Genomic DNA, 17637 nt, shown 5'->3' with positions numbered 1-17637 from the left:
GAATTAGACCCGCTTTGCGCTGTGTGCGCGCTCACCCAGCTGGGAAGTGAAGGCCCAGGCATCTTCAACGATTGTTCGCAGATCGGTCCGCTCGGGGTTCCACCCGAGCTCGGTTTGCGCCTTTTCGGATGAGGCCACCAAGACTGCGGGGTCGCCGGCGCGCCGTGGTGCTACCTCGGCGGGGATGCTGTGCTTAGTGACTTCGCGGCAGGTCTCAATCACTTCTTTAACTGAGTATCCTTCGCCAGACCCTAGGTTAAAGATGCGATGCTCGCCGGAGCTGTTGCTTTCCATGGCAAGGATGTGTGCCTTCGCCAAATCGACGATATGGATGTAGTCGCGAATCGGGGTGCCGTCCGGAGTAGGCCAGTCATCACCGAACATGAAGATCTTGTCTCGATGGCCAAGTGCGACCTGCAATACGAGTGGGATGAGGTGGGTTTCAACTTCACGATTTTCGCCGACATTGCCATAGGCGCCAGCTACATTGAAGTATCGAAGGCTTGTTGCGCCAAGACCGTAGGCATTGGCGTAAGAGGTGATGGCGTAGTCGATGGAGAGCTTGGTGGCTCCGTAGGGGTTGGTGGGGTTGGTTGGCGCATCCTCCGTAATGGGTACCTCTTCCGGCTCACCATAGGTCGCTGCAGTTGAGGAAAACACGAGGTTCTTTACGTCGTGATCACGCATGGCATCAAGCAAGGCTAGCGTTGTGACGAGGTTGTCTTGCCAGTATTCGGCGGGTACCTCAACAGATTCGCCCACCAGTGAACGCGCTGCAAAGTGAAGTACGGCATCGAATCCGCCCTGGGCGAGCACATCGTTGGCGAGGTTTCGCACATCCCCTTCTACAAAAGTGGCTTGAGCGGGGATTGCTTCGCGGTTGCCGGTGCTGAGATTGTCGATGATCGTGACATCGTGTCCGTGTTCGATGAGCACGGTTGCGCAGACGCTGCCAACATAGCCGGCTCCGCCGGTCACTAGAAGTTTCATAAGCTTGCCTCCCCTTTAAACCTCGACGCGAATTGCGTGCGCAAGATCGTCGATAAGCTCTACCTCATGCTCACCTTTGCGCAGCATTACATGATCCTGATCGAGCCAAAGCGTTACCTGGTCGCCAACATGGATGCCAGCTTTCGCTAAGGAGTGCATCGCATCGGCGTCCACCTGAAGAATCTCGTTGAATTGCACGACGGTGACGAGTTGTTCCTCGTTGGTGGCCGCGTCGATCGCGCGAACTGCCGGCGCCGGTTGCGGCCGCTCCTGAACCCCAAGTTCCGCGAGACCGGGGATGGGATTGCCGAAAGGGGAGGAATCGAGGTGTTCCAAGACACCGACGAGTCGGCGCTCCACTTCCTCGCTCATGACGTGCTCCCAGCGGCAGGCCTCATCGTGGACTTTGTTGATGTCCAGCCCGATGATGTCAGTAAGAAGGCGCTCGGCCAGGCGATGCTTGCGCATAACTGCGGTGGCGAGTTTGCGGCCCTCCGGCGTCATCTCCAAACTACGATCTTTGGCGACCTTCACTAGACCGTCGCGCTCCATGCGCGCCACAGTTTGGCTCACGGTGGGGCCAGACTGCTCCAGACGCTCTGCGATGCGGGCGCGCAAAGGGGTGACGCCTTCTTCTTCGAGTTCGTAAATTGTGCGCAGATACATCTCGGTGGTATCGACAAGATCCCTCATGGTGTCACCCTTCTTTGAGCATTAGCCTACCCAGGCGTGCGGCGTTGTTGTCGTGCTGCGTGTCATGAGTCACGACACGATCCACTCATCATCGTAGCGCGAACTTTCACGTAGCACGTAGCAAGAAAAAGTATAAGGCGATAAAAATCGATAATCCAATAAGAAAGATTGATTGAGGGGGCTAGAAAGCGTATGCGCGCAACTTCGCCGCTCGATCGCCATCGCGAAGCTTTGCCATCACCTCTCGCTCGATCTGACGCACGCGCTCCCTGGATAAACCAAACTGACGGCCAATCTGGTCGAGGGTGCGCGGAACACCATCGTCGAGGCCATAGCGCAACCGAATGACGTCCTGTTCGCGCTGCTCAAGCGTGCCCAATACCATCCGGATATCCGAATGGCGCAGCGATGCCACGACGGCGGCTTCGGCATCGGTGGCCTCGGAATCCTCGATGAAGTCGCCGAGCGGCGCTTCTTCGTCCGCGCCCACCGGCATATCCAAACTCACCGGATCTCGAGACTGCCGAAGCAGCATCTCAACCTTTGCTTCTTCGATACCTGATTCTTCCGCCAGCTCCTCATTCGTCGCCTCACGGCCGAGATGTTGATACATCTCGCGCTTAATCCTGGAGAGTTTGTTCACTTGTTCAACAAGGTGGACGGGCAGACGGATCGTCCGGGATTGATCGGCCATGCCGCGAGTGATCGCTTGACGGATCCACCAGGTTGCGTAGGTGGAGAACTTAAACCCCTTGGTGTAGTCGAACTTCTCCATAGCGCGGATGAGGCCGAGGTTGCCCTCTTGGATCAAATCCAACAAGGGCATACCGCGATTGGTGTAGCGTTTGGCCAAAGACACCACAAGGCGCAAATTTGCTTCTAGCAGGTGTGAACGAGCTTTTCGGCCCTCTTTGACCAAATGTTTTAAATCGCGCTTCATTGCGCGGGTGAGATGACGATCGGGATCCGCAAGCAGGTGCTCTGCATACAAGCCCACTTCGATTGTCTGGGCAAGTTCCACTTCTTGCTCCGCGTTCAACAGGGCCGTCTTGCCGATGCCGTTGAGGTACACCCTCACCAAGTCCGCTGAGGGATTATCGTTGGTGTGGCCTCGGCGGCTGCCGCGGTCCACATCCTCGGAGTCGAAATCTTTAGATGAAGAGTTCGTCATTGCTGGCCTCCTAGCTATCGGCGCGTTCCCTCTTTCAACGCACCAACGGGACAAAAAGTTCCGGGCAACGGAAGTTCGTGACTAGGATCTGCAATGCATTGTGTCAAGCTGCGGAAACGGCTCCGCAGCTTCGGAGCCCCTAAGCTTCCACTAGCACCGTAAAGGGGCCTTGGTTGACTGAAGACACTTCCATCATTGCTCCGAATTGTCCCTGCTCCACATGAACGCCACGGTCGCGTAAGAGCTGAGCTATGTGTTCAATCACGGGAGCCGCTTCTTCACCCGGAGCAGCATCCGACCAGGACGGCCTCCGACCTTTCGCAGTCCGCCCCATCAGTGTAAATTGGCTCACCAAAAGCACGGGCGCACCGGTTTCCTCCACACTCTTTTCGCCATCGAGGATTCTGAGTTCCGCGATTTTGCGCGCCATTGTCGCTGCCGCTTCGCCTCCTAGGCCGTTCTCGCCTCCGTCTCCCCGGGCTACTCCTACCAGCGCGAGTATGCCGCCTTCCGGGCAAATGATCTGTCCGACAATCTGCCCTTCAACCCGAACTGACGCCTCGCTGACTCGGGTAAGCACAGCTTTCATGGTGTCTGCTCCTCATCGTGGTCATGATCAATAATGGTGTCTGAATCGCCGCGACCGAGCGCTTGTTGCTGTTGTTGCTGAAGCAAGAACTCGTTGTATTCCCTAGCAATAGCTGGCTTATACACTGCGGGTTGGCGGGGATCTCGACGTTCTCCCACCCCATTGGCGATCACCACCGCAATCCATGGAAGCGGAATCGAGATAGCAAATAGGATCGCGGAGAGCAGTACTGAGTGCATCCAAACATAAGCCACGCCGGAGGCCAGCAGGAACGGTACACGCAATCCTTGGAGCCATGCGTACACCTTCTCGCGGTGCAGCCGATTTTCTTCTGGACTCTGATGGGCGTCTGTGACCAACTCCACCTTGTGCCCCCGAATCGCTCGACCCACTCGTTTCAGCGTGCTGGGCGTGTGTTCCACAGGCTGCGCGTCATGCACGAGCGAGGACCGCTCGTCGGGATGCTGAGAATGCCTGTCCATGATTTGTAACTGTAGTCTGCGTAGCCAAAGCGGGGCAGATTGGTGCAAGATAGATCGAGTGAGTACGAGCACCCAAACCATTGAACGGCCAGAAATTCGGGAAGATCTGGGCACCGATCAAGATGTGCCAAAGTTCTTCCATTACGTGAAGAAGAACCAGATTGTTGATTCAGCAGTCTCCGGTCGCATGGTGGTGGCGCTATGCGGAGAAACCTTTCCGGTAACGAAGCAGGCGAAACCTGGTTCGCCGGTGTGTCCCGACTGCGAACGGATTTATCGAGGCCTTCGGAAGAAATGAGCGGAGACCTTCGCCTCTGGCAGCAACAAGCGCTGCGTAAATACCTTGACCAGTCTCCAAAAGATTTCCTGGCGGTAGCTACCCCCGGGGCAGGCAAAACTACCTTCGCCCTGCGGGTTGCAACCGAGCTGACTTCCAAGCGAATCGTTGATCGCGTCATCGTCGTAGTACCGACCGAACACCTCAAAGTGCAGTGGTCCGGTGCGGCGGCGCGAGTCGGGCTGTCCCTGGACCCAAAGTTCAAAAACACCGATGCCCTGAATCCGCAGTATGACGGCGTCGTGGTGACTTACGCCCAGGTGGCCATGCATCCCTTCAAGCATCACGCGCTTGCCACAGCGAAACGGACCCTGGTGATCATGGATGAGATTCACCACGGCGGCGATGCGAAGAGTTGGGGCGATGGCATCCGGGAAGCATATGGGGACGCGGAGCGTCGACTAGCTCTTACTGGCACCCCGTTCAGATCCGATGACTCGGCGATCCCCTTTGTCCGCTATGAGGAGACAGGGGAGGGCTACTTGGTGTCACGTGCTGATCACACGTACGGGTACGCTGATGCGCTTGCCGACGCCGTGGTGCGCCCCGTGGTCTTTTTGGCTTACTCAGGTGAGGCTCGCTGGCGCACAAGTGCCGGTGAAGAATACGCCGCACGATTGGGTGAAGTCATGAGCCCGGAGCAGACGGCTCGTGCCTGGAAAACGGCGTTGGACCCGAAAGGGGAGTGGATCCCCGCTGTGCTTCAAGCGGCGCATACGCGCTTGATGCAATTGCGAGAAACCATTCCAGACGCGGGTGGACTCGTCATTGCTACCGACACCACAACTGCTCGCGCCTACGCAAAAATTTTGCAGCAACTTTCCTCCACACCTGTGGCGGTGATTTTGTCGGATGAGGCTGGTTCATCGGAGCGCATTAAAGCATTCGACGCCTCCACCGACGAATGGATGGTGGCGGTGCGCATGGTATCCGAGGGCGTCGACGTGCCACGTCTGGCGGTCGGTGTGTATGCCACGAGCGCGTCGACACCATTGTTCTTTGCTCAGGCCATCGGACGTTTCGTGCGTTCGCGCGCGAAAGGGGAAACGGCGTCAGTCTTCCTTCCGTCGGTTCCAGTGTTGCTCGATCTGGCTTCGAAACTCGAGACTTCCCGTGATCACGTTCTGGGTAAACCAGATCGGCCAAAAGAAGGTTGGGATGATGACCTGCTCGCTGCTGCCAACAAGAAGGAGAGCGAACGCGACCTACAGGAGCGCTCCTATGAATCTCTCGGAGCTGAGGCTGAACTTGATGCGTTAATCTACGATGGTTCTTCTTATGGAACCGGCACCTTGGCCGGCAGCGACGAAGAAGCGGATTACCTCGGACTTCCGGGGCTTCTGGACGCCGAGCAGATGCGTGCGTTGCTGCGCAAACGACAGAGCGAACAACTCGATCGGCGGGACGCCGAAGCGGCGCAAAAGCAAGTGGGCGAGGCAGCTGCCTCGAACAACACCGATACTGGAGGATCCGGATCCAACGTAGCGAGCGAGGAAATTCCGAGGCTACGAAAAGAACTCAATACACTGGTCGCTATGGCTGCTTCGCGCACAGGTAGACCGCATGGCGCGATCCATACTGAGATCCGCACTCAGTGCGGTGGCCCGCCAACCGCTCTATGTTCAGCGGAGCAATTGCAGGCACGAATCGACTACCTTCGTCGTTGGTAACCGCGACTTGTTTAAAGGACACTGATACTGCTATGGCGCAACCACCGGCACCCTACCCAGGAGAGATAGACAGCCAACAACACCCAGAGTTGATGGGGGAGAACAAGTTGGCCAAGTGGGCCCTATGGATCGCCGTTGCAGCAGGGGTATCCATTTTGCTCATCGGACCATTTGCCCTGATACCCGCTCTCGTCGCGTTGGTGCTGAGCATCATTGCTTTGGTGAAGGCGAGGAAATATCCGACGCCGAAGCATAAACGCAAAGGTTTTGCCATCGGAGGATTGGTGCTCTCGATCGTGGTCGCGTTGATCTCTGCAGCAGCTCTCTACTACGCGCTGTATTCCTTTGCGAAGTGCCAAGATGCGCCAGACGACGATGCCATGAGGCAGTGCCTGGAGCAAGAGTTCACTCGCTAGCAACGCAAAAAACCGCCGGAGCCTATGGGAAAGCTCTGGCGTTTTTTTATGTCGCGAACGTTTAGTCCAGGTAATCCCGCAGGACTTGCGAACGCGAAGGGTGGCGTAGCTTCGACATGGTTTTCGACTCGATCTGGCGAATACGCTCTCGAGTCACGCCATACACCTGACCGATCTCGTCGAGTGTGCGTGGCATACCGTCGGTGAGGCCGAAGCGAAGCTTCACAACGCCCGCTTCGCGCTCGGTGAGGGTATGAAGCACATCCTGAAGCTGATCTTGCAGCAGCGTGAAGGACACCGCATCGACGGCAATTACGGCTTCAGAATCTTCGATGAAATCACCGAGCTGGCTATCGCCTTCATCGCCAATGGTTTGATCAAGCGAAATTGGCTCGCGGGCATACTGCTGGATCTCGAGAACCTTTTCCTCAGAGATATCCATTTCCTTCGCAAGCTCTTGCGGGGTGGGCTCACGCCCCAGGTCCTGCAACAACTCGCGCTGGATGCGGCCAAGCTTGTTGATGACCTCCACCATGTGCACCGGTATGCGAATGGTTCGAGCCTGGTCAGCCATGGCGCGGGTAATGGCCTGGCGAATCCACCACGTTGCATACGTCGAGAACTTGTAGCCCTTGGTGTAGTCGAATTTCTCCACGGCGCGAATCAGGCCAAGGTTGCCCTCTTGGATGAGATCCAGAAATGCCATGCCGCGGCCGGTATAGCGTTTTGCCAAAGACACCACGAGGCGCAGGTTTGCCTCGAGTAGGTGATTTTTTGCCTTGCGTCCATCACGAGCAATCGCGCGTAGATCGCGCTTGACGGCAGGAGTCAGTTTGGCGTTCTTATCACCGTTATTGAAGGCCTCCTCCATCTGCTCCATGCGGTACGTGGCGTAAAGGCCGGCCTCGATTCGCTTGGCCAAAGACACTTCCTGCTCGGCATTCAGCAGTGCGACCTTGCCGATTTGCTTCAGATACGCGCGGACGGAGTCTGCGGAAGCGGAAAGTTCGGCGTCTTTACGTGCTTGGCGCAGGGCAGCAGACTCGTCCTCATCCCACACAGAGGAACCGTCGTCCTCGTCCTCATCGTCCTGCTCATCTTCCTCGGTATCATCCAAGGAATTCTCGTCCATGTCCTCGTCGAGGTCATCGTGAACACCTGGCAGATCATCTTCATCGATGGCGTCGTTGTCCAGCACTTCATCAGACTGGGTGACTTCGAGATCTTCGGCGGGTTTCGTTTCCTCAACTGCCTTTTTCGTGGACTTTTTGGCAGTTTTCTTCGCAGTCTTTGTCGCCTTCTTTGCCGTCTTTTTGGCAGATTTCTTGGCGGTCTTCTTCACTGCCTTCTTTGTAGCGGTCTTCTTGGAAGATGCCTGTTCAGAAGCATCAGCTGATTCTTGCTGCGCATCCTCGGCCTTCGCCGTAGCTTGACTCACCTTCCGCGTGGCCTTCTTAGCTGTCTTCTTCGCTACTTTCTTTGTAGCCGTCTTTTTGACAGCGGCAGTCTTGGCACCGGTGGCTTCGGATCCTTCGGAGCCGCCGGCTGCCTCGGTATTGGCATCAACTGCTGCGGTGGTGGCCTTCGGGGACACCTTGCGGGTGACCTTCCGGGTGCTCTTTTTCGCCGCCGTTTTCTTGGCGGTCTTCTTCACAGCGCCGGCTTCAACGTCGCCTGTAGTGCGTGCCGTTGCGGAGGATTCTGAATGCTCAGTGGCTGCCACGTACGCCCTTTCGATAGGTCTATATTCAGCGAGGCCACCATGAGGGGAGCGATTGCGCGGTGGTATGCAACTGCCCTCAAAACTCATGAGGCGCGCAGGTATTTGCGCGCTGCCTTCTGCCTTGAGTTGGACAAAGCGCCATTATAAAGCAAAACACGCCCGTGTGTTGATTGGGGCGTGTTTGTCAAGTATCGGAGGCGTGAAATGGCACCCACCCTTAGGGGTGGAGATGCTGATCGACGGCCATAGCCGCCCCGACGATTCCGGCCCGGTTGCGAAGCTCTGCAGGAACCACCGGGGTTTCAACGCTGAGTTTGGGTACCCACTTTTCGGACTTCCGGGAGATACCCCCACCAACGATGAATAGTGATGGCCAGAAGAGCCGCTCGTACTCATTGAGCACCTTTGATACCCGCTTAGCCCACTTAGAATAGGACAGATCTTCACGTTCTTTTGCAGCAGAAGATGCGAAGTGTTCGGCTTCCTTTCCGTCTATCACCATGTGCCCGAACTCAGTGTTGGGAACCAAAGTGCCGTCAATGAGGTACGCAGAGCCGATGCCAGTTCCGAGGGTGAGAAGAATCACTGCTCCTTCGCGGGCTTTGGGGTTGCCAAAGCGGGCTTCGGCAAGCCCTGCCGCGTCTGCGTCGTTCAGCACGGAGACTTCGCGTTCTGCCCCAAGATGCTCTGACATGAGTGCCCGGAGGTCACAGTCGATCCAAGAAGGATCGATGTTGGCGGCTGTCAGTGCCTTCTGATCGCGAACGACGCTAGGGAGGGTGATGCCTACTGGACCATCCCACTCGGCTTGGGTGAGGATTTCCTTGATGGTTTCGGCCACGGCGGTGGGCGTAGCCGGCTTCGGAGTCAGGATCTTGATGCGGTCTCCGACGAATTCGCCGGTATCAAGGTCAACTCGTGCGCCTTTGATGCCAGATCCGCCAACGTCAATGCCAAAACCGATGTTCGTCATGGCCAAGAGTCTACAAACGTTCCGAACAAATCAAAGCGGAAAATTCAATGTTTTCTTATTGGCGGAGGTCTTGCGGTGTTGCTGGTGAGCCGTCCGGGTGGGGCGTAGGGAGGATGAGGCTTGCCGGATAGTGCTAAAATGCCTGTTCAGCGGCAATCTTTGTCGAGTTCCGCTCGAAAATGTGTCCACCCCCGAATAGGGGTTGCCGGCGAGGGAAGTGACAACTTGGCGAACATGGCTTAATATGCGCCACGATAAGCAAGAGTGCGTGATGTTCGATGCGTTATTGCCCGAGCGTCACATGACGAAAGCGAGCTGCATGGCCAAGGATTACGACGCGCCCCGAGCAAGCGTGGAAGACGAGTTGGAGACTGACTCCCTCGAGGGGCTCAAAAGCGCCGAGGCATCCCTCGACGACATGGATGATGATGGCGAGATCATCGAATCCTTTGATCTGCCAACGCTGGACCTTTCCGGCGAGGAGCTATCCGGTCCCGTGGTGCCACGCCGCCAGGACGAATTCACCTGTTCCAGTTGCTTCATTGTGCAGCGCAAAAACCGCATCGATCACGTAGAAGACGACGGAACCATCATCTGCCAGGATTGCGCATAGACTGCGGTTCCCCCCCCCCCCCGAAGGCAAGGCGCTCACACCAATAGGCGTGAGCGCCTTGTCCGCGTTCATGGTCTCAGCGCTTCGAAGCGTCAATAGCGCTTTCTGCCTGCTCGGGTACGAATGCTCGCACGAGGGCTTTCGGATTCTTTGAAGAGACGAGCCAGTAGGGCGTTGGATCTTCTGGATCGTCTAGGACGAACATCGCCATTTCTTTGACCCAATCATGAGAAATGAGGAAAGCTGCCGGATCCAGCTGGCGACCCATGGCATTCCTTTTCGCGCTCTCCGGCACCACCAGAGATTTTTCAACCACCGTGTGCGGCAAATTAACTTCGCCGGTGGTGAGCCACCGTGTGCCATCTGGATCTTGTTCGATCTTGATGCTTGTGGATGACAGGCTCAGCAGGATCCACAGTGCTAGAGCGCTGAGCACAACGGCCGGCACATAAAGCCACAGTTCGGAACGGTTCATCGCTAGCATTTGGGTGACCAAGGCAACGATACCGGCGGCGAGCAACCACCAGTACCAGGGCACCCACTGGCGTTCTTCGTACAGGAGCTTCGCTGAACCTTCTTGCTTCGCATTCACAGCCCAACACCTTACCCGCAGTGTCACACCTAGCAGGCTTCGATAGGGTAGCGGTATGCAAACAGACCTCACAATTGCGATCAAACGCCTCGATCCCGATTTGCCTTTGCCAAAACGCGCACACCGAGGCGACGCCGGCGTAGATCTCTACGCAGCTACGGACGCCACCCTGATGCCTGGCGAACGTGCCTTGGTAGGTACCGGTATTGCGATCGCGTTGCCGGTTGGAACCGTCGGGTTGATTCACCCGCGTTCAGGTTTGGCGCTCAAACACGGGTTGAGCATTGTGAATACCCCCGGCACCGTGGATGCTGATTATCGAGGTGAAATTAAGGTCTGCCTGATCAACTTCGACCAACGGGAGCCGATAGAAATTCATCGTGGTGATCGCATCGCGCAGTTGGTGGTACAGGAAGTGCTGTTGCCGGAATTTGAAGAAGTTGAACAGCTAGATCAAACCGATCGCGGCAACGGTGGATACGGCTCCACCGGCATCAGCGGTTAGGCTGAAGCAAACACCTAGCGAGAACGCCACGTTGGTATCTCGAGATGCCCCAGGAAAGGACAACACATGGGACTATGGCCATTTGGCAAAAGGGAAAATGAGGAGCAACCAAGCCCCGCTTCCTTCGAACACGCCGGGCCCGCTGAAGCAGCCGTCGATTCGCCGCTTGCTGAAGACGAGGTAGATACGCAGGACCAGCCTTACGAGGGGCGCCTTGGTGCTGATGGGCCGTTTGATGCCCAGGAGCACGAATTTGAAGATTTTGACTTCAGCGATTTCTCCCAAGCGGCGTTGAACCTCGGCTCCATGGTGATTGCGTTGCCGAAGGAAGCACAAGTACAGGTTGAGATGGGCGAGACCGGCCCGAGGATGTTGCACATTCTCAGTGAATATGGGCGTTTTACCCCCGTAGCATTCGCGGCTCCCGCTTCGGGTGGACAGTGGCGCAAGCTTGCCAAAGAAACCACAGAGAGCATGCGTAATGATGGGCTGCTGGTTACCACGGAACAGGGCCCGTTTGGGCGGGAGATCATTGGACGGTTAGATGCTGAGCAGTCAAACATTGTCCGAGTCATTGGTGCGGATGGGCCTCGCTGGATGCTTCGAGTGACGGTGGCGGCACCTGAAGCAAGCGCTGAGCAAGCTGCTGAGCTTGCGCGCGAGATGATGGCACGCACCTTTGTGAACCGTGGCGACGCACCGATTCTTGCTGGCGAGTCGCTGCCGGTGGCGTTGCCAGCACCTTTGGCGGCTCAAGTGCAGCAGGAGCTGCAGCGTCGCCAGCAACAAGCTACGGAGCAAGGTCAGGCTTCCGAGTGAGCCAAGAACTGCAACGTGGCCAGGGAGTCACGCTTCAGATTGATGATCTCGCTTATGGTGGCGAGGGAATTGCGCATCTGGACGGACGAGTCATTTTTGTGCAAGGCGGCTTGCCCGGCGATACGTGCACCGCGCGTTTAACGCAGGTAAAAAAGCGCTTCGCAAAAGCCGAATTGTCCAGCGTTATCGAGCCCTCCCCGCTGCGTGTTCCACAGCGCTGCGCCGCTGCCGCGGCAGGCGCGGGCTGCTGTGATTTTGGAACAATCGATCCAAGCCAGGAACTCCAGATCAAAACCAAGATTCTGCTGAATCAGATGGCCAAGCTCGGCGGGGTAAAGCTCGACGAAGCTCACGTTGAGCAGATTTCACTCGGCCGAGTCTCTCGGTGGCGCACGCGCCTGCGGCTCGGCGTAAATCCTCACGGCGAGGTGGGCATGCGAAAGGCCCGTTCTCGCGAGGTGGTGACGGAAGCGCTCTGTGCTCAGGCGGTTCCTGAATTGGTGGAGGCATTACAGCACATTGGTGTTCAAACTCCCGGATCGGAAGTGGTAGCAGCTCGCGGTGATGACGGAGAAGTCAGTATTGCGGCGGTCAAAAACGCTCCTCGTGGCAAACGTAGCGAAAAGGTGGAAGAGATCCTCGTAGGCGAGCCGCAAGTGAAGCACGAGCTTGAGGGTGTGACCTTCACTTTGCCCACGACTGCGTTTTGGCAAGCTCACGAGAAAGCGCCGTCGAAGTATTCCGAGCTGATCCAGCGTTTGCTCATCCACGCCGAGCCGGCTTGGACCACTGCTTGGGATCTTTATGGCGGAGTCGGAGCTTTTGCCCCCGCTTTGGCGAAGGCTCTGCCCAACGCTTGGATCCACAGTGTGGAAGCATCGCGAGGTGCGGCACTCGCTGGTCAACGTGCATTCCAGGGGCAATACCTGGAGAACAGGGTGGAGTTCCATACGGGGGACGTCGAAAAGCTGGTTGAGACGCTGCCCACCCCCGACGTTGTGCTGCTAGATCCCCCGCGTAAGGGAGCAGGAGCCGAGGTGGTAGAGGCGATAGCGGGCAAGCAGCCGTCGACGGTGGTGCACATCGGTTGTGATGCCGCAACATTTGCGCGCGATCTTGGTGCTTGGAAGACCAATGGGTACGTGGTGGAACAGTTGTTCGTCGTGGATGCGTTTCCCGAGACTCACCATTGTGAAGCGATCGCGAGCCTTCGCCCCGAAATGCCAGGCAAATATGGAAATGCGTCAGCGCGAGGGGCTGCCTAGTAGGATGAAACGAAGCCTGCACTAGCCACTCCGGTATCACCCGGTTTGAAAAACAATGATGATTTGCGTGAGGTGACAACATTATCTCTCGCCGCACAGAAAGGGTGCTTTTTTCGCCCATGAGTGTTCTGGAAAGAATCTCCACTCCCGAAGACCTCCGTGCGCTCAGCCTGCACGAAGTGACAGAGTTGGCGCAGGAAATCCGAGATTTCCTGGTTGAGAAGGTATCGGCCACGGGCGGTCACCTTGGGCCAAATCTGGGTGTTGTGGAACTGACGCTCGGGCTGCACAGGGTATTCCAGTCTCCGGAAGATCCCATCATTTTTGATACCTCACATCAGTCCTACGTGCACAAGATCCTGACGGGCCGCAAGGAAGGATTTGATCAGCTTCGTCAAAAAGACGGGCTCTCGGGATACACCAGCCGTGAGGAATCCGAGCATGACTGGACAGAATCTTCTCATGCTTCCGCGGCGCTGTCCTACGCTGATGGATTGGCGAAGGCGTTTGAATTGCGCGGAGAAAAGCACCGCAAGGTCGTGGCCGTGGTTGGCGACGGCGCCCTCACCGGCGGCATGTGCTGGGAGGCGCTGAACAATATTGCGGGCGGGAACAAGCGCAACGTCGTGATCGTAGTAAACGATAACGGGCGCAGCTACTCGCCGACGATCGGTGGTTTCGCCGCCAACCTTGCCCAACTGCGTACGGTACCTTTCTATGACAAGGTGATGGAGCAAGGGAAGTCCACACTCAAATCTTTGGGTTGGTTCGGGGAACGCACTTTTGAGGCACTCCACGCTTTCAAAGAAGGCGTCAAGTCTACTGTCTTGCCAACTGAAATGTTTCCCGACCTGGGCATGAAGTATATCGGGCCAGTCAATGGACACAATGTTGAAGCAGTGGAGCACGCCTTGAGTTACGCGCGCGATTACGAGGGCCCGCTCATCGTCCATATGGTCACAGAGAAGGGCCGCGGATATGCCCCGGCTGAAAACGATGTGGCCGAGTTGATGCATTCCACCGGCGTGATCAACCCCAAAACTGGTGAACCGGTGGGAACCAAGAGCCCGGGATGGACCTCGGTGTTCAGCAAAGCTCTGGTGCAGGCTGGCCGCCGCCGTGAAGACGTCGTTGCCATCACGGCTGCGATGGCGGGTCCCACCGGGCTTTCGGCATTCGGAGAGGAATTTCCCGATCGCTTCTTCGATGTCGGTATTGCCGAACAACACGCCCTAACCTCAGCCGCCGGCTTGGCGCTCGGAGGCATGCATCCAGTGGTGGCCATCTATTCCACCTTCCTCAACCGGGCATTTGATCAATTGCTCATGGATGTGGGTTTACTGGAGCAACCGGTAACCATTGTGCTCGATCGCGCCGGGGTGACTGGATCCGATGGAGCAAGCCACAACGGAGTATGGGATTTCGCTATAACCAGTGTGGTGCCTGGCATTCATGTGGCAGCTCCGAGGGACGGCGAGCAGCTCAAGGAGCTTTTCGACGCCTCCCTGGACATCGAAGGCCCGAGTGTTGTTCGCTTTCCTAAGGGCAATCTTCCCGCAGTCATTGAACCCGTGCATCAGCTCGAAGACGGCGTAGATGTATTGGCGTATCTCGATGCAGACGGGGAAGATGATACCCCCAGTGTGCTGATGATCGCTGTCGGTGCAATGGCGAGTTTTGCCCTCGATGCTGCTGAACAACTTCGTAACGAGGGGCTGAACGTGACGGTGGTGGATCCCCGCTGGGTCATTCCGGTGGCACCGAGCCTGGCAGCCTTGGCTGACGATCACGATCTTGTGGTCACTATCGAAGACGGGGTGATCAACGGAGGCATCGGCAGCGCTATCAACGCAACGCTCAGCGCCACGGAAGTGGACACTCCAGTACGCAATATCGCCTTCCCCGAGATCTTCCCGCTGCACCAGAGCCGCGAGCAGCTCCTAAAAGTGATGCAGATGGATGCTGAGGGGATCCGGGCGCAGACTTTGGAGTGGGCGCACAACCTGTTCTAGGTTGCTGGCAGCACAGCGGCCAAAAGCGGTGTGATCAGCTCCATTTGCCAGGGACGCAATGCTAGCTGCTGCTGTGCTTCTTCAGGGCTCACTCCGCGGTGCATGATCGCCCACAAGATCGACCTGAGCGCTTTACGGCTAACGATGCTGTCCTCATGCACGTTAACTTTCTGGTGGAGCGCTCCCAGTAATGTTTCGGCTTCGCGCGCTATTGCGAAAGTATCGGGATATTTTTTCTCCCAATCGCGTTGGCTTGGTGTACTTGGGCGGGCATGAGCTTTAGGCCAGGGCCGCTGCGACAGTCCCGCCTGAGAAGCGGCAAGCCATTGACCCGCGTGCCGGCGGAGCTCCGCGGGAAAGTCCGGCAATCGTGCCAACTGCCCGACAGAGCTCGGTTGGGCCTTCGCAATCGCAACGATTGCTTTGTCAGGTAATACGCGGTGTGCAGCCACATCCATCGCCTGAGCCATCGTGTCTCGTCGCTGCCAAAGTCCGCGAACGATGGCGAGTTCCTGAGGCCGTTTCAAGGTTCTCGCCGGTTTTGAGGTCTCCCAAGAAGGTTGTGGCGAGGGAATCTGCAGAATGTGTGTGAACTCTTGGGCTGCCCAGTCCAACTTTCCCGCCTGAGCAAGCGCAGCCTCGCAGGCATCTGCCAGCTCGAGGAGCATTTCCACGTCCAATGCAGCGTAATTCAGCCAGGATTGTGGGAGCGGACGACGAGACCAATCTTCCTGTCCGTGGTTGTTCCGCATCGTCACCCCGAGGAAATGCGCACACAGTTCCGGCAGTCGGTACGGCATGATATTCAATAGGCGAGCTGCAATAGCTGTATCGAAAATTCCGGTGGGTTTGAGCCCAAGGGCCCGTAGACTGGGTAGATCCGTCGATGCGTCGTGCAGAACCCATTCGGTAGTGAGTGCCTCTGCAAGCGCTGGTGCGACGATCTCCCGGTGCGTTTCGGTGTCAATAAGAAGAGTGCCGGAACCCGAACGGCGAAGCTGTAGCAAGAAGGCGCGGTCGTCATAGCGAAACCCGCCCGCGCGTTCAGTATCCACAGCGATGCGTCCGGTGCCAGCTCGAAGCCGTCGCTCTGCCTTGCGCATTTGGCCCGGTGTTACGCTGAGCTTCGGTATCCCCTCCCGGGGGATATTTAGCATGGTCGGCATAAGGTAAGCGGAGGTTTTTGTTGGCCTAGCGGCCTGGTAGCGCGCTTACGCCCTCAGGGGGCATGCCGGCGAACATGGCAAGTACTCGAGAGAATGCCTCGACATGAGGGCTCAGATTCTCCGACGTGGCGGTCCAGGAAGCACGCATTTCCAGTTGAAAGGCGCGGTTGGGGCCACCAATGTCACCAAAGCGTTCCGATGCCGTGGAAGTAACAGTGCCACCCAGATGGGTAAATTCGGCGTGTCCTTCCGCTAAGCCTTCGTTGAGCCATTGCCAAGCCACACTCGGCAGGAGTGGATCGCCCGCGAGGGTGTCGTCCATGTCGGCTTGAATATATGCAACCATTCGCATGTCCCCGGCCCAAGCGTCATCAGATTTCGGATCGTGCAAGACGATGAGGCGCCCGAAGGCATCGCCGGAGGTGTGATCATCTTCGCTTCGGAGGACCTCAAGTCCAACGGCGTGGCTGAAAGGGGCCAGGCGCTGTGGGGGACGCACGGTGCTCAGGCTGATTTCCGGTCGAAGCTTCGCAGTGTGCATTGATTCCACCGCGCGGGCAAAAGCCTCTGGTTGGGCTTCGCTGCTCGTCGTCGCTTGAGAGTCATTCACACGCCCCAACCTAGGTTGTTTTCGACGCTCATTTGTGAAGGCGCGCCGGAGGAGCGGAGAGGACTTGTTCGTATTGGGTTTTCAAAAGGCCTCAACGCTCAGAAGGCACGCGCTTTTGGCGCGCGCGCGAAATCAACCATATGATTGACATCAATGCCAGCCGAATGGCCTGTAGTGGAACTCAAACTGTGGCGCTTCGGCACGCAAGAACTGACGGCGGTCGCCGCCAGCGATCTACAGAAAGGACATGTCCATGGCTGAAAAGTTGGACTTTGACAAGCTGAATGCAATTCAGGCGTACTCCCAGGTGGTGAGCTTCCGAGCTATCCCGGGAGCGCTCGGTACCGAGCGTGATCAGATCATCGCTCAGGCACGAGAGTTTTTCCAGAACATCGCTGATGAAGGCGTTGTCACCATCCGTGGCATTTATGACATCACCGGCTGCCGCGCCGAAGCGGATTTTATGATCTGGTGGATCGCAGAAGAGTTCTCTGATCTACAAAAGGTATATAACGATTTCCGTCGTGAAACCACCCTCGGCCAACTGAGCGAGGTGTTTTGGATCGGTAATTCCCTCCACCGCCCATCGGAGTTCAACAAGTCACACCTTCCCAGCTTCATCATGGGTGAGGATCCCGGTCGCTGGTGCGCCGTGTACCCCTTCGTTCGTTCCTATGATTGGTACGTGATGGATCCCAAGGAGCGCCGTCGTATCCTTGCGGAGCACGGCATGGCAGCTCGTGATTATCCCGATGTTCGAGCCAACACTTTGCCTGCATTTGCTATGGGCGATTACGAGTGGATCCTCGCGTTCGAGGCCCCAGAACTGCATCGCATCGTGGACCTCATGCACCAAATGCGTTACACGGACGCTCGACTACATGTTCGTGAGGAGATTCCATTCCTGACTGGTCGCCGTGTTGATGACGTAGAAGAACTCATCGCGGTGCTGCCGTAACGGGGAAACGCAAAAGCGCCAAAAGCCCGGCGGACTCAAAAACGAGTCGGCCG

The 17637-nt window shown here is 57.1% G+C and carries 19 protein-coding genes; 9 read left to right on the top strand and 10 right to left on the bottom strand.

Annotated features, from left to right (window positions below; all coding sequences use genetic code 11):
- Window positions 1-3 precede the first annotated feature (3 nt).
- From galE to CGERO_RS06305, 5 genes are all read right to left on the bottom strand, one after another.
- Window positions 4-990, bottom strand: a complete 987-nt coding sequence (galE, locus tag CGERO_RS06325; protein ID WP_123934286.1) for a UDP-glucose 4-epimerase GalE — start codon at window positions 988-990, stop codon at window positions 4-6.
- Between the two features lie 15 nt (window positions 991-1005).
- Window positions 1006-1683 carry an iron-dependent transcriptional repressor DtxR gene (locus CGERO_RS06320; RefSeq protein ID WP_123934284.1) on the bottom strand — a complete coding sequence of 226 codons (678 nt, stop codon included), beginning with the start codon at window positions 1681-1683 and terminating at the stop codon, window positions 1006-1008.
- A 181-nt stretch (window positions 1684-1864) separates the two neighbouring features.
- Window positions 1865-2854, bottom strand: coding sequence for a sigma-70 family RNA polymerase sigma factor (locus CGERO_RS06315; protein WP_123934282.1), 990 nt, complete (start codon window positions 2852-2854; stop codon window positions 1865-1867).
- A 139-nt stretch (window positions 2855-2993) separates the two neighbouring features.
- Window positions 2994-3443 carry a D-aminoacyl-tRNA deacylase gene (gene dtd / locus CGERO_RS06310; protein ID WP_123934280.1) on the bottom strand — a complete coding sequence of 150 codons (450 nt, stop codon included), beginning with the start codon at window positions 3441-3443 and terminating at the stop codon, window positions 2994-2996.
- Window positions 3440-3925, bottom strand: coding sequence for a DUF3099 domain-containing protein (locus CGERO_RS06305; protein WP_123934278.1), 486 nt, complete (start codon window positions 3923-3925; stop codon window positions 3440-3442). The genes dtd and CGERO_RS06305 overlap by 4 nt, the downstream gene beginning before the upstream one ends.
- A gap of 58 nt (window positions 3926-3983) precedes the next feature.
- On the opposite strand from CGERO_RS06305, the gene CGERO_RS06300 reads away from it, so the two are divergent.
- The 3 genes from CGERO_RS06300 to CGERO_RS06290 are packed head-to-tail and all read left to right on the top strand — an operon-like array spanning window position 3984 to window position 6348.
- The gene (locus tag CGERO_RS06300) at window positions 3984-4223 is read left to right on the top strand and encodes a DUF3039 domain-containing protein (RefSeq protein WP_123934276.1); all 240 of its coding nucleotides are present in this window, start codon (window positions 3984-3986) and stop codon (window positions 4221-4223) included.
- Window positions 4220-5932, top strand: coding sequence for a DEAD/DEAH box helicase (locus CGERO_RS06295; protein ID WP_123934274.1), 1713 nt, complete (start codon window positions 4220-4222; stop codon window positions 5930-5932). Before CGERO_RS06300 ends, CGERO_RS06295 begins: the two co-directional genes overlap by 4 nt.
- A gap of 32 nt (window positions 5933-5964) precedes the next feature.
- On the top strand, window positions 5965-6348 hold the full coding sequence (locus CGERO_RS06290; protein WP_123934272.1) for a DUF4190 domain-containing protein: 384 nt from the start codon (window positions 5965-5967) through the stop codon (window positions 6346-6348).
- Between the two features lie 61 nt (window positions 6349-6409).
- Here CGERO_RS06290 and CGERO_RS06285 read toward each other — a convergent pair whose 3' ends face one another.
- The gene (locus CGERO_RS06285) at window positions 6410-8071 is read right to left on the bottom strand and encodes an RNA polymerase sigma factor (protein ID WP_245998793.1); all 1662 of its coding nucleotides are present in this window, start codon (window positions 8069-8071) and stop codon (window positions 6410-6412) included.
- 217 nt (window positions 8072-8288) lie between these two features.
- Entirely contained in the window at window positions 8289-9044 is a 756-nt protein-coding gene (gene ppgK, locus CGERO_RS06280) for a polyphosphate--glucose phosphotransferase (RefSeq protein WP_123934268.1), read from the bottom strand.
- A 319-nt stretch (window positions 9045-9363) separates the two neighbouring features.
- Here ppgK and CGERO_RS06275 point away from each other — a divergent pair, with 319 nt between their 5' ends.
- Window positions 9364-9657 (top strand): DUF4193 domain-containing protein, encoded by a 294-nt coding sequence (locus CGERO_RS06275; protein WP_123936002.1) that lies wholly within the window; start codon window positions 9364-9366, stop codon window positions 9655-9657.
- A gap of 76 nt (window positions 9658-9733) precedes the next feature.
- On the opposite strand, the gene CGERO_RS06270 is transcribed toward CGERO_RS06275, so the two are convergent.
- Window positions 9734-10249 carry a DUF3093 domain-containing protein gene (locus tag CGERO_RS06270; protein WP_123934266.1) on the bottom strand — a complete coding sequence of 172 codons (516 nt, stop codon included), beginning with the start codon at window positions 10247-10249 and terminating at the stop codon, window positions 9734-9736.
- 55 nt (window positions 10250-10304) lie between these two features.
- Between CGERO_RS06270 and dut the strand changes: the two genes are divergently transcribed.
- The 4 genes from dut (at window position 10305) to dxs (ending at window position 14850) form a co-directional block, all read left to right on the top strand.
- The gene (gene dut / locus CGERO_RS06265; RefSeq protein ID WP_123934264.1) at window positions 10305-10754 is read left to right on the top strand and encodes a dUTP diphosphatase; all 450 of its coding nucleotides are present in this window, start codon (window positions 10305-10307) and stop codon (window positions 10752-10754) included.
- A 66-nt stretch (window positions 10755-10820) separates the two neighbouring features.
- Window positions 10821-11573, top strand: coding sequence for a DUF3710 domain-containing protein (locus tag CGERO_RS06260; protein WP_123934262.1), 753 nt, complete (start codon window positions 10821-10823; stop codon window positions 11571-11573).
- A complete protein-coding gene (locus CGERO_RS06255; RefSeq protein ID WP_123934260.1) occupies window positions 11570-12838 on the top strand; it encodes a class I SAM-dependent RNA methyltransferase in 1269 nt (422 codons plus the stop codon). The genes CGERO_RS06260 and CGERO_RS06255 overlap by 4 nt, the downstream gene beginning before the upstream one ends.
- A 119-nt stretch (window positions 12839-12957) precedes the next feature.
- Window positions 12958-14850: a 1-deoxy-D-xylulose-5-phosphate synthase gene (dxs, locus tag CGERO_RS06250; protein ID WP_123934258.1), complete on the top strand. Its 1893-nt coding sequence runs from the start codon at window positions 12958-12960 to the stop codon at window positions 14848-14850.
- Here dxs and CGERO_RS06245 read toward each other — a convergent pair.
- Window positions 14847-15953, bottom strand: a complete 1107-nt coding sequence (locus CGERO_RS06245; RefSeq protein WP_164470277.1) for an HRDC domain-containing protein — start codon at window positions 15951-15953, stop codon at window positions 14847-14849. The genes dxs and CGERO_RS06245 overlap by 4 nt on opposite strands.
- Before the next feature lie 88 nt (window positions 15954-16041).
- Window positions 16042-16635, bottom strand: a complete 594-nt coding sequence (locus CGERO_RS06240; RefSeq protein ID WP_377016492.1) for a DUF3000 domain-containing protein — start codon at window positions 16633-16635, stop codon at window positions 16042-16044.
- 244 nt (window positions 16636-16879) lie between these two features.
- Here CGERO_RS06240 and hemQ point away from each other — a divergent pair, with 244 nt between their 5' ends.
- Window positions 16880-17584, top strand: a complete 705-nt coding sequence (gene hemQ / locus CGERO_RS06235; RefSeq protein WP_123934254.1) for a hydrogen peroxide-dependent heme synthase — start codon at window positions 16880-16882, stop codon at window positions 17582-17584.
- Window positions 17585-17637 lie beyond the last annotated feature (53 nt).

Source organism: Corynebacterium gerontici, from assembly GCF_003813985.1.
Lineage (GTDB): Bacteria > Actinomycetota > Actinomycetes > Mycobacteriales > Mycobacteriaceae > Corynebacterium > Corynebacterium gerontici.
This window is presented reverse-complemented; position numbering and strand designations above follow the sequence as displayed.

Coding starts and splice junctions, on each gene's coding strand:
- galE (WP_123934286.1), bottom strand. CDS start 990: ATGAAACTTCTAGTGACCGGCGGAGCCGGCTATGTTGGCAGCGTCTGC.
- CGERO_RS06320 (WP_123934284.1), bottom strand. CDS start 1,683: ATGAGGGATCTTGTCGATACCACCGAGATGTATCTGCGCACAATTTAC.
- CGERO_RS06315 (WP_123934282.1), bottom strand. CDS start 2,854: ATGACGAACTCTTCATCTAAAGATTTCGACTCCGAGGATGTGGACCGC.
- dtd (WP_123934280.1), bottom strand. CDS start 3,443: ATGAAAGCTGTGCTTACCCGAGTCAGCGAGGCGTCAGTTCGGGTTGAA.
- CGERO_RS06305 (WP_123934278.1), bottom strand. CDS start 3,925: ATGGACAGGCATTCTCAGCATCCCGACGAGCGGTCCTCGCTCGTGCAT.
- CGERO_RS06295 (WP_123934274.1), top strand. CDS start 4,220: ATGAGCGGAGACCTTCGCCTCTGGCAGCAACAAGCGCTGCGTAAATAC.
- CGERO_RS06290 (WP_123934272.1), top strand. CDS start 5,965: ATGGCGCAACCACCGGCACCCTACCCAGGAGAGATAGACAGCCAACAA.
- ppgK (WP_123934268.1), bottom strand. CDS start 9,044: ATGACGAACATCGGTTTTGGCATTGACGTTGGCGGATCTGGCATCAAA.
- CGERO_RS06275 (WP_123936002.1), top strand. CDS start 9,364: ATGGCCAAGGATTACGACGCGCCCCGAGCAAGCGTGGAAGACGAGTTG.
- dut (WP_123934264.1), top strand. CDS start 10,305: ATGCAAACAGACCTCACAATTGCGATCAAACGCCTCGATCCCGATTTG.
- CGERO_RS06260 (WP_123934262.1), top strand. CDS start 10,821: ATGGGACTATGGCCATTTGGCAAAAGGGAAAATGAGGAGCAACCAAGC.
- dxs (WP_123934258.1), top strand. CDS start 12,958: ATGAGTGTTCTGGAAAGAATCTCCACTCCCGAAGACCTCCGTGCGCTC.
- CGERO_RS06245 (WP_164470277.1), bottom strand. CDS start 15,953: ATGCGCAAGGCAGAGCGACGGCTTCGAGCTGGCACCGGACGCATCGCT.
- hemQ (WP_123934254.1), top strand. CDS start 16,880: ATGGCTGAAAAGTTGGACTTTGACAAGCTGAATGCAATTCAGGCGTAC.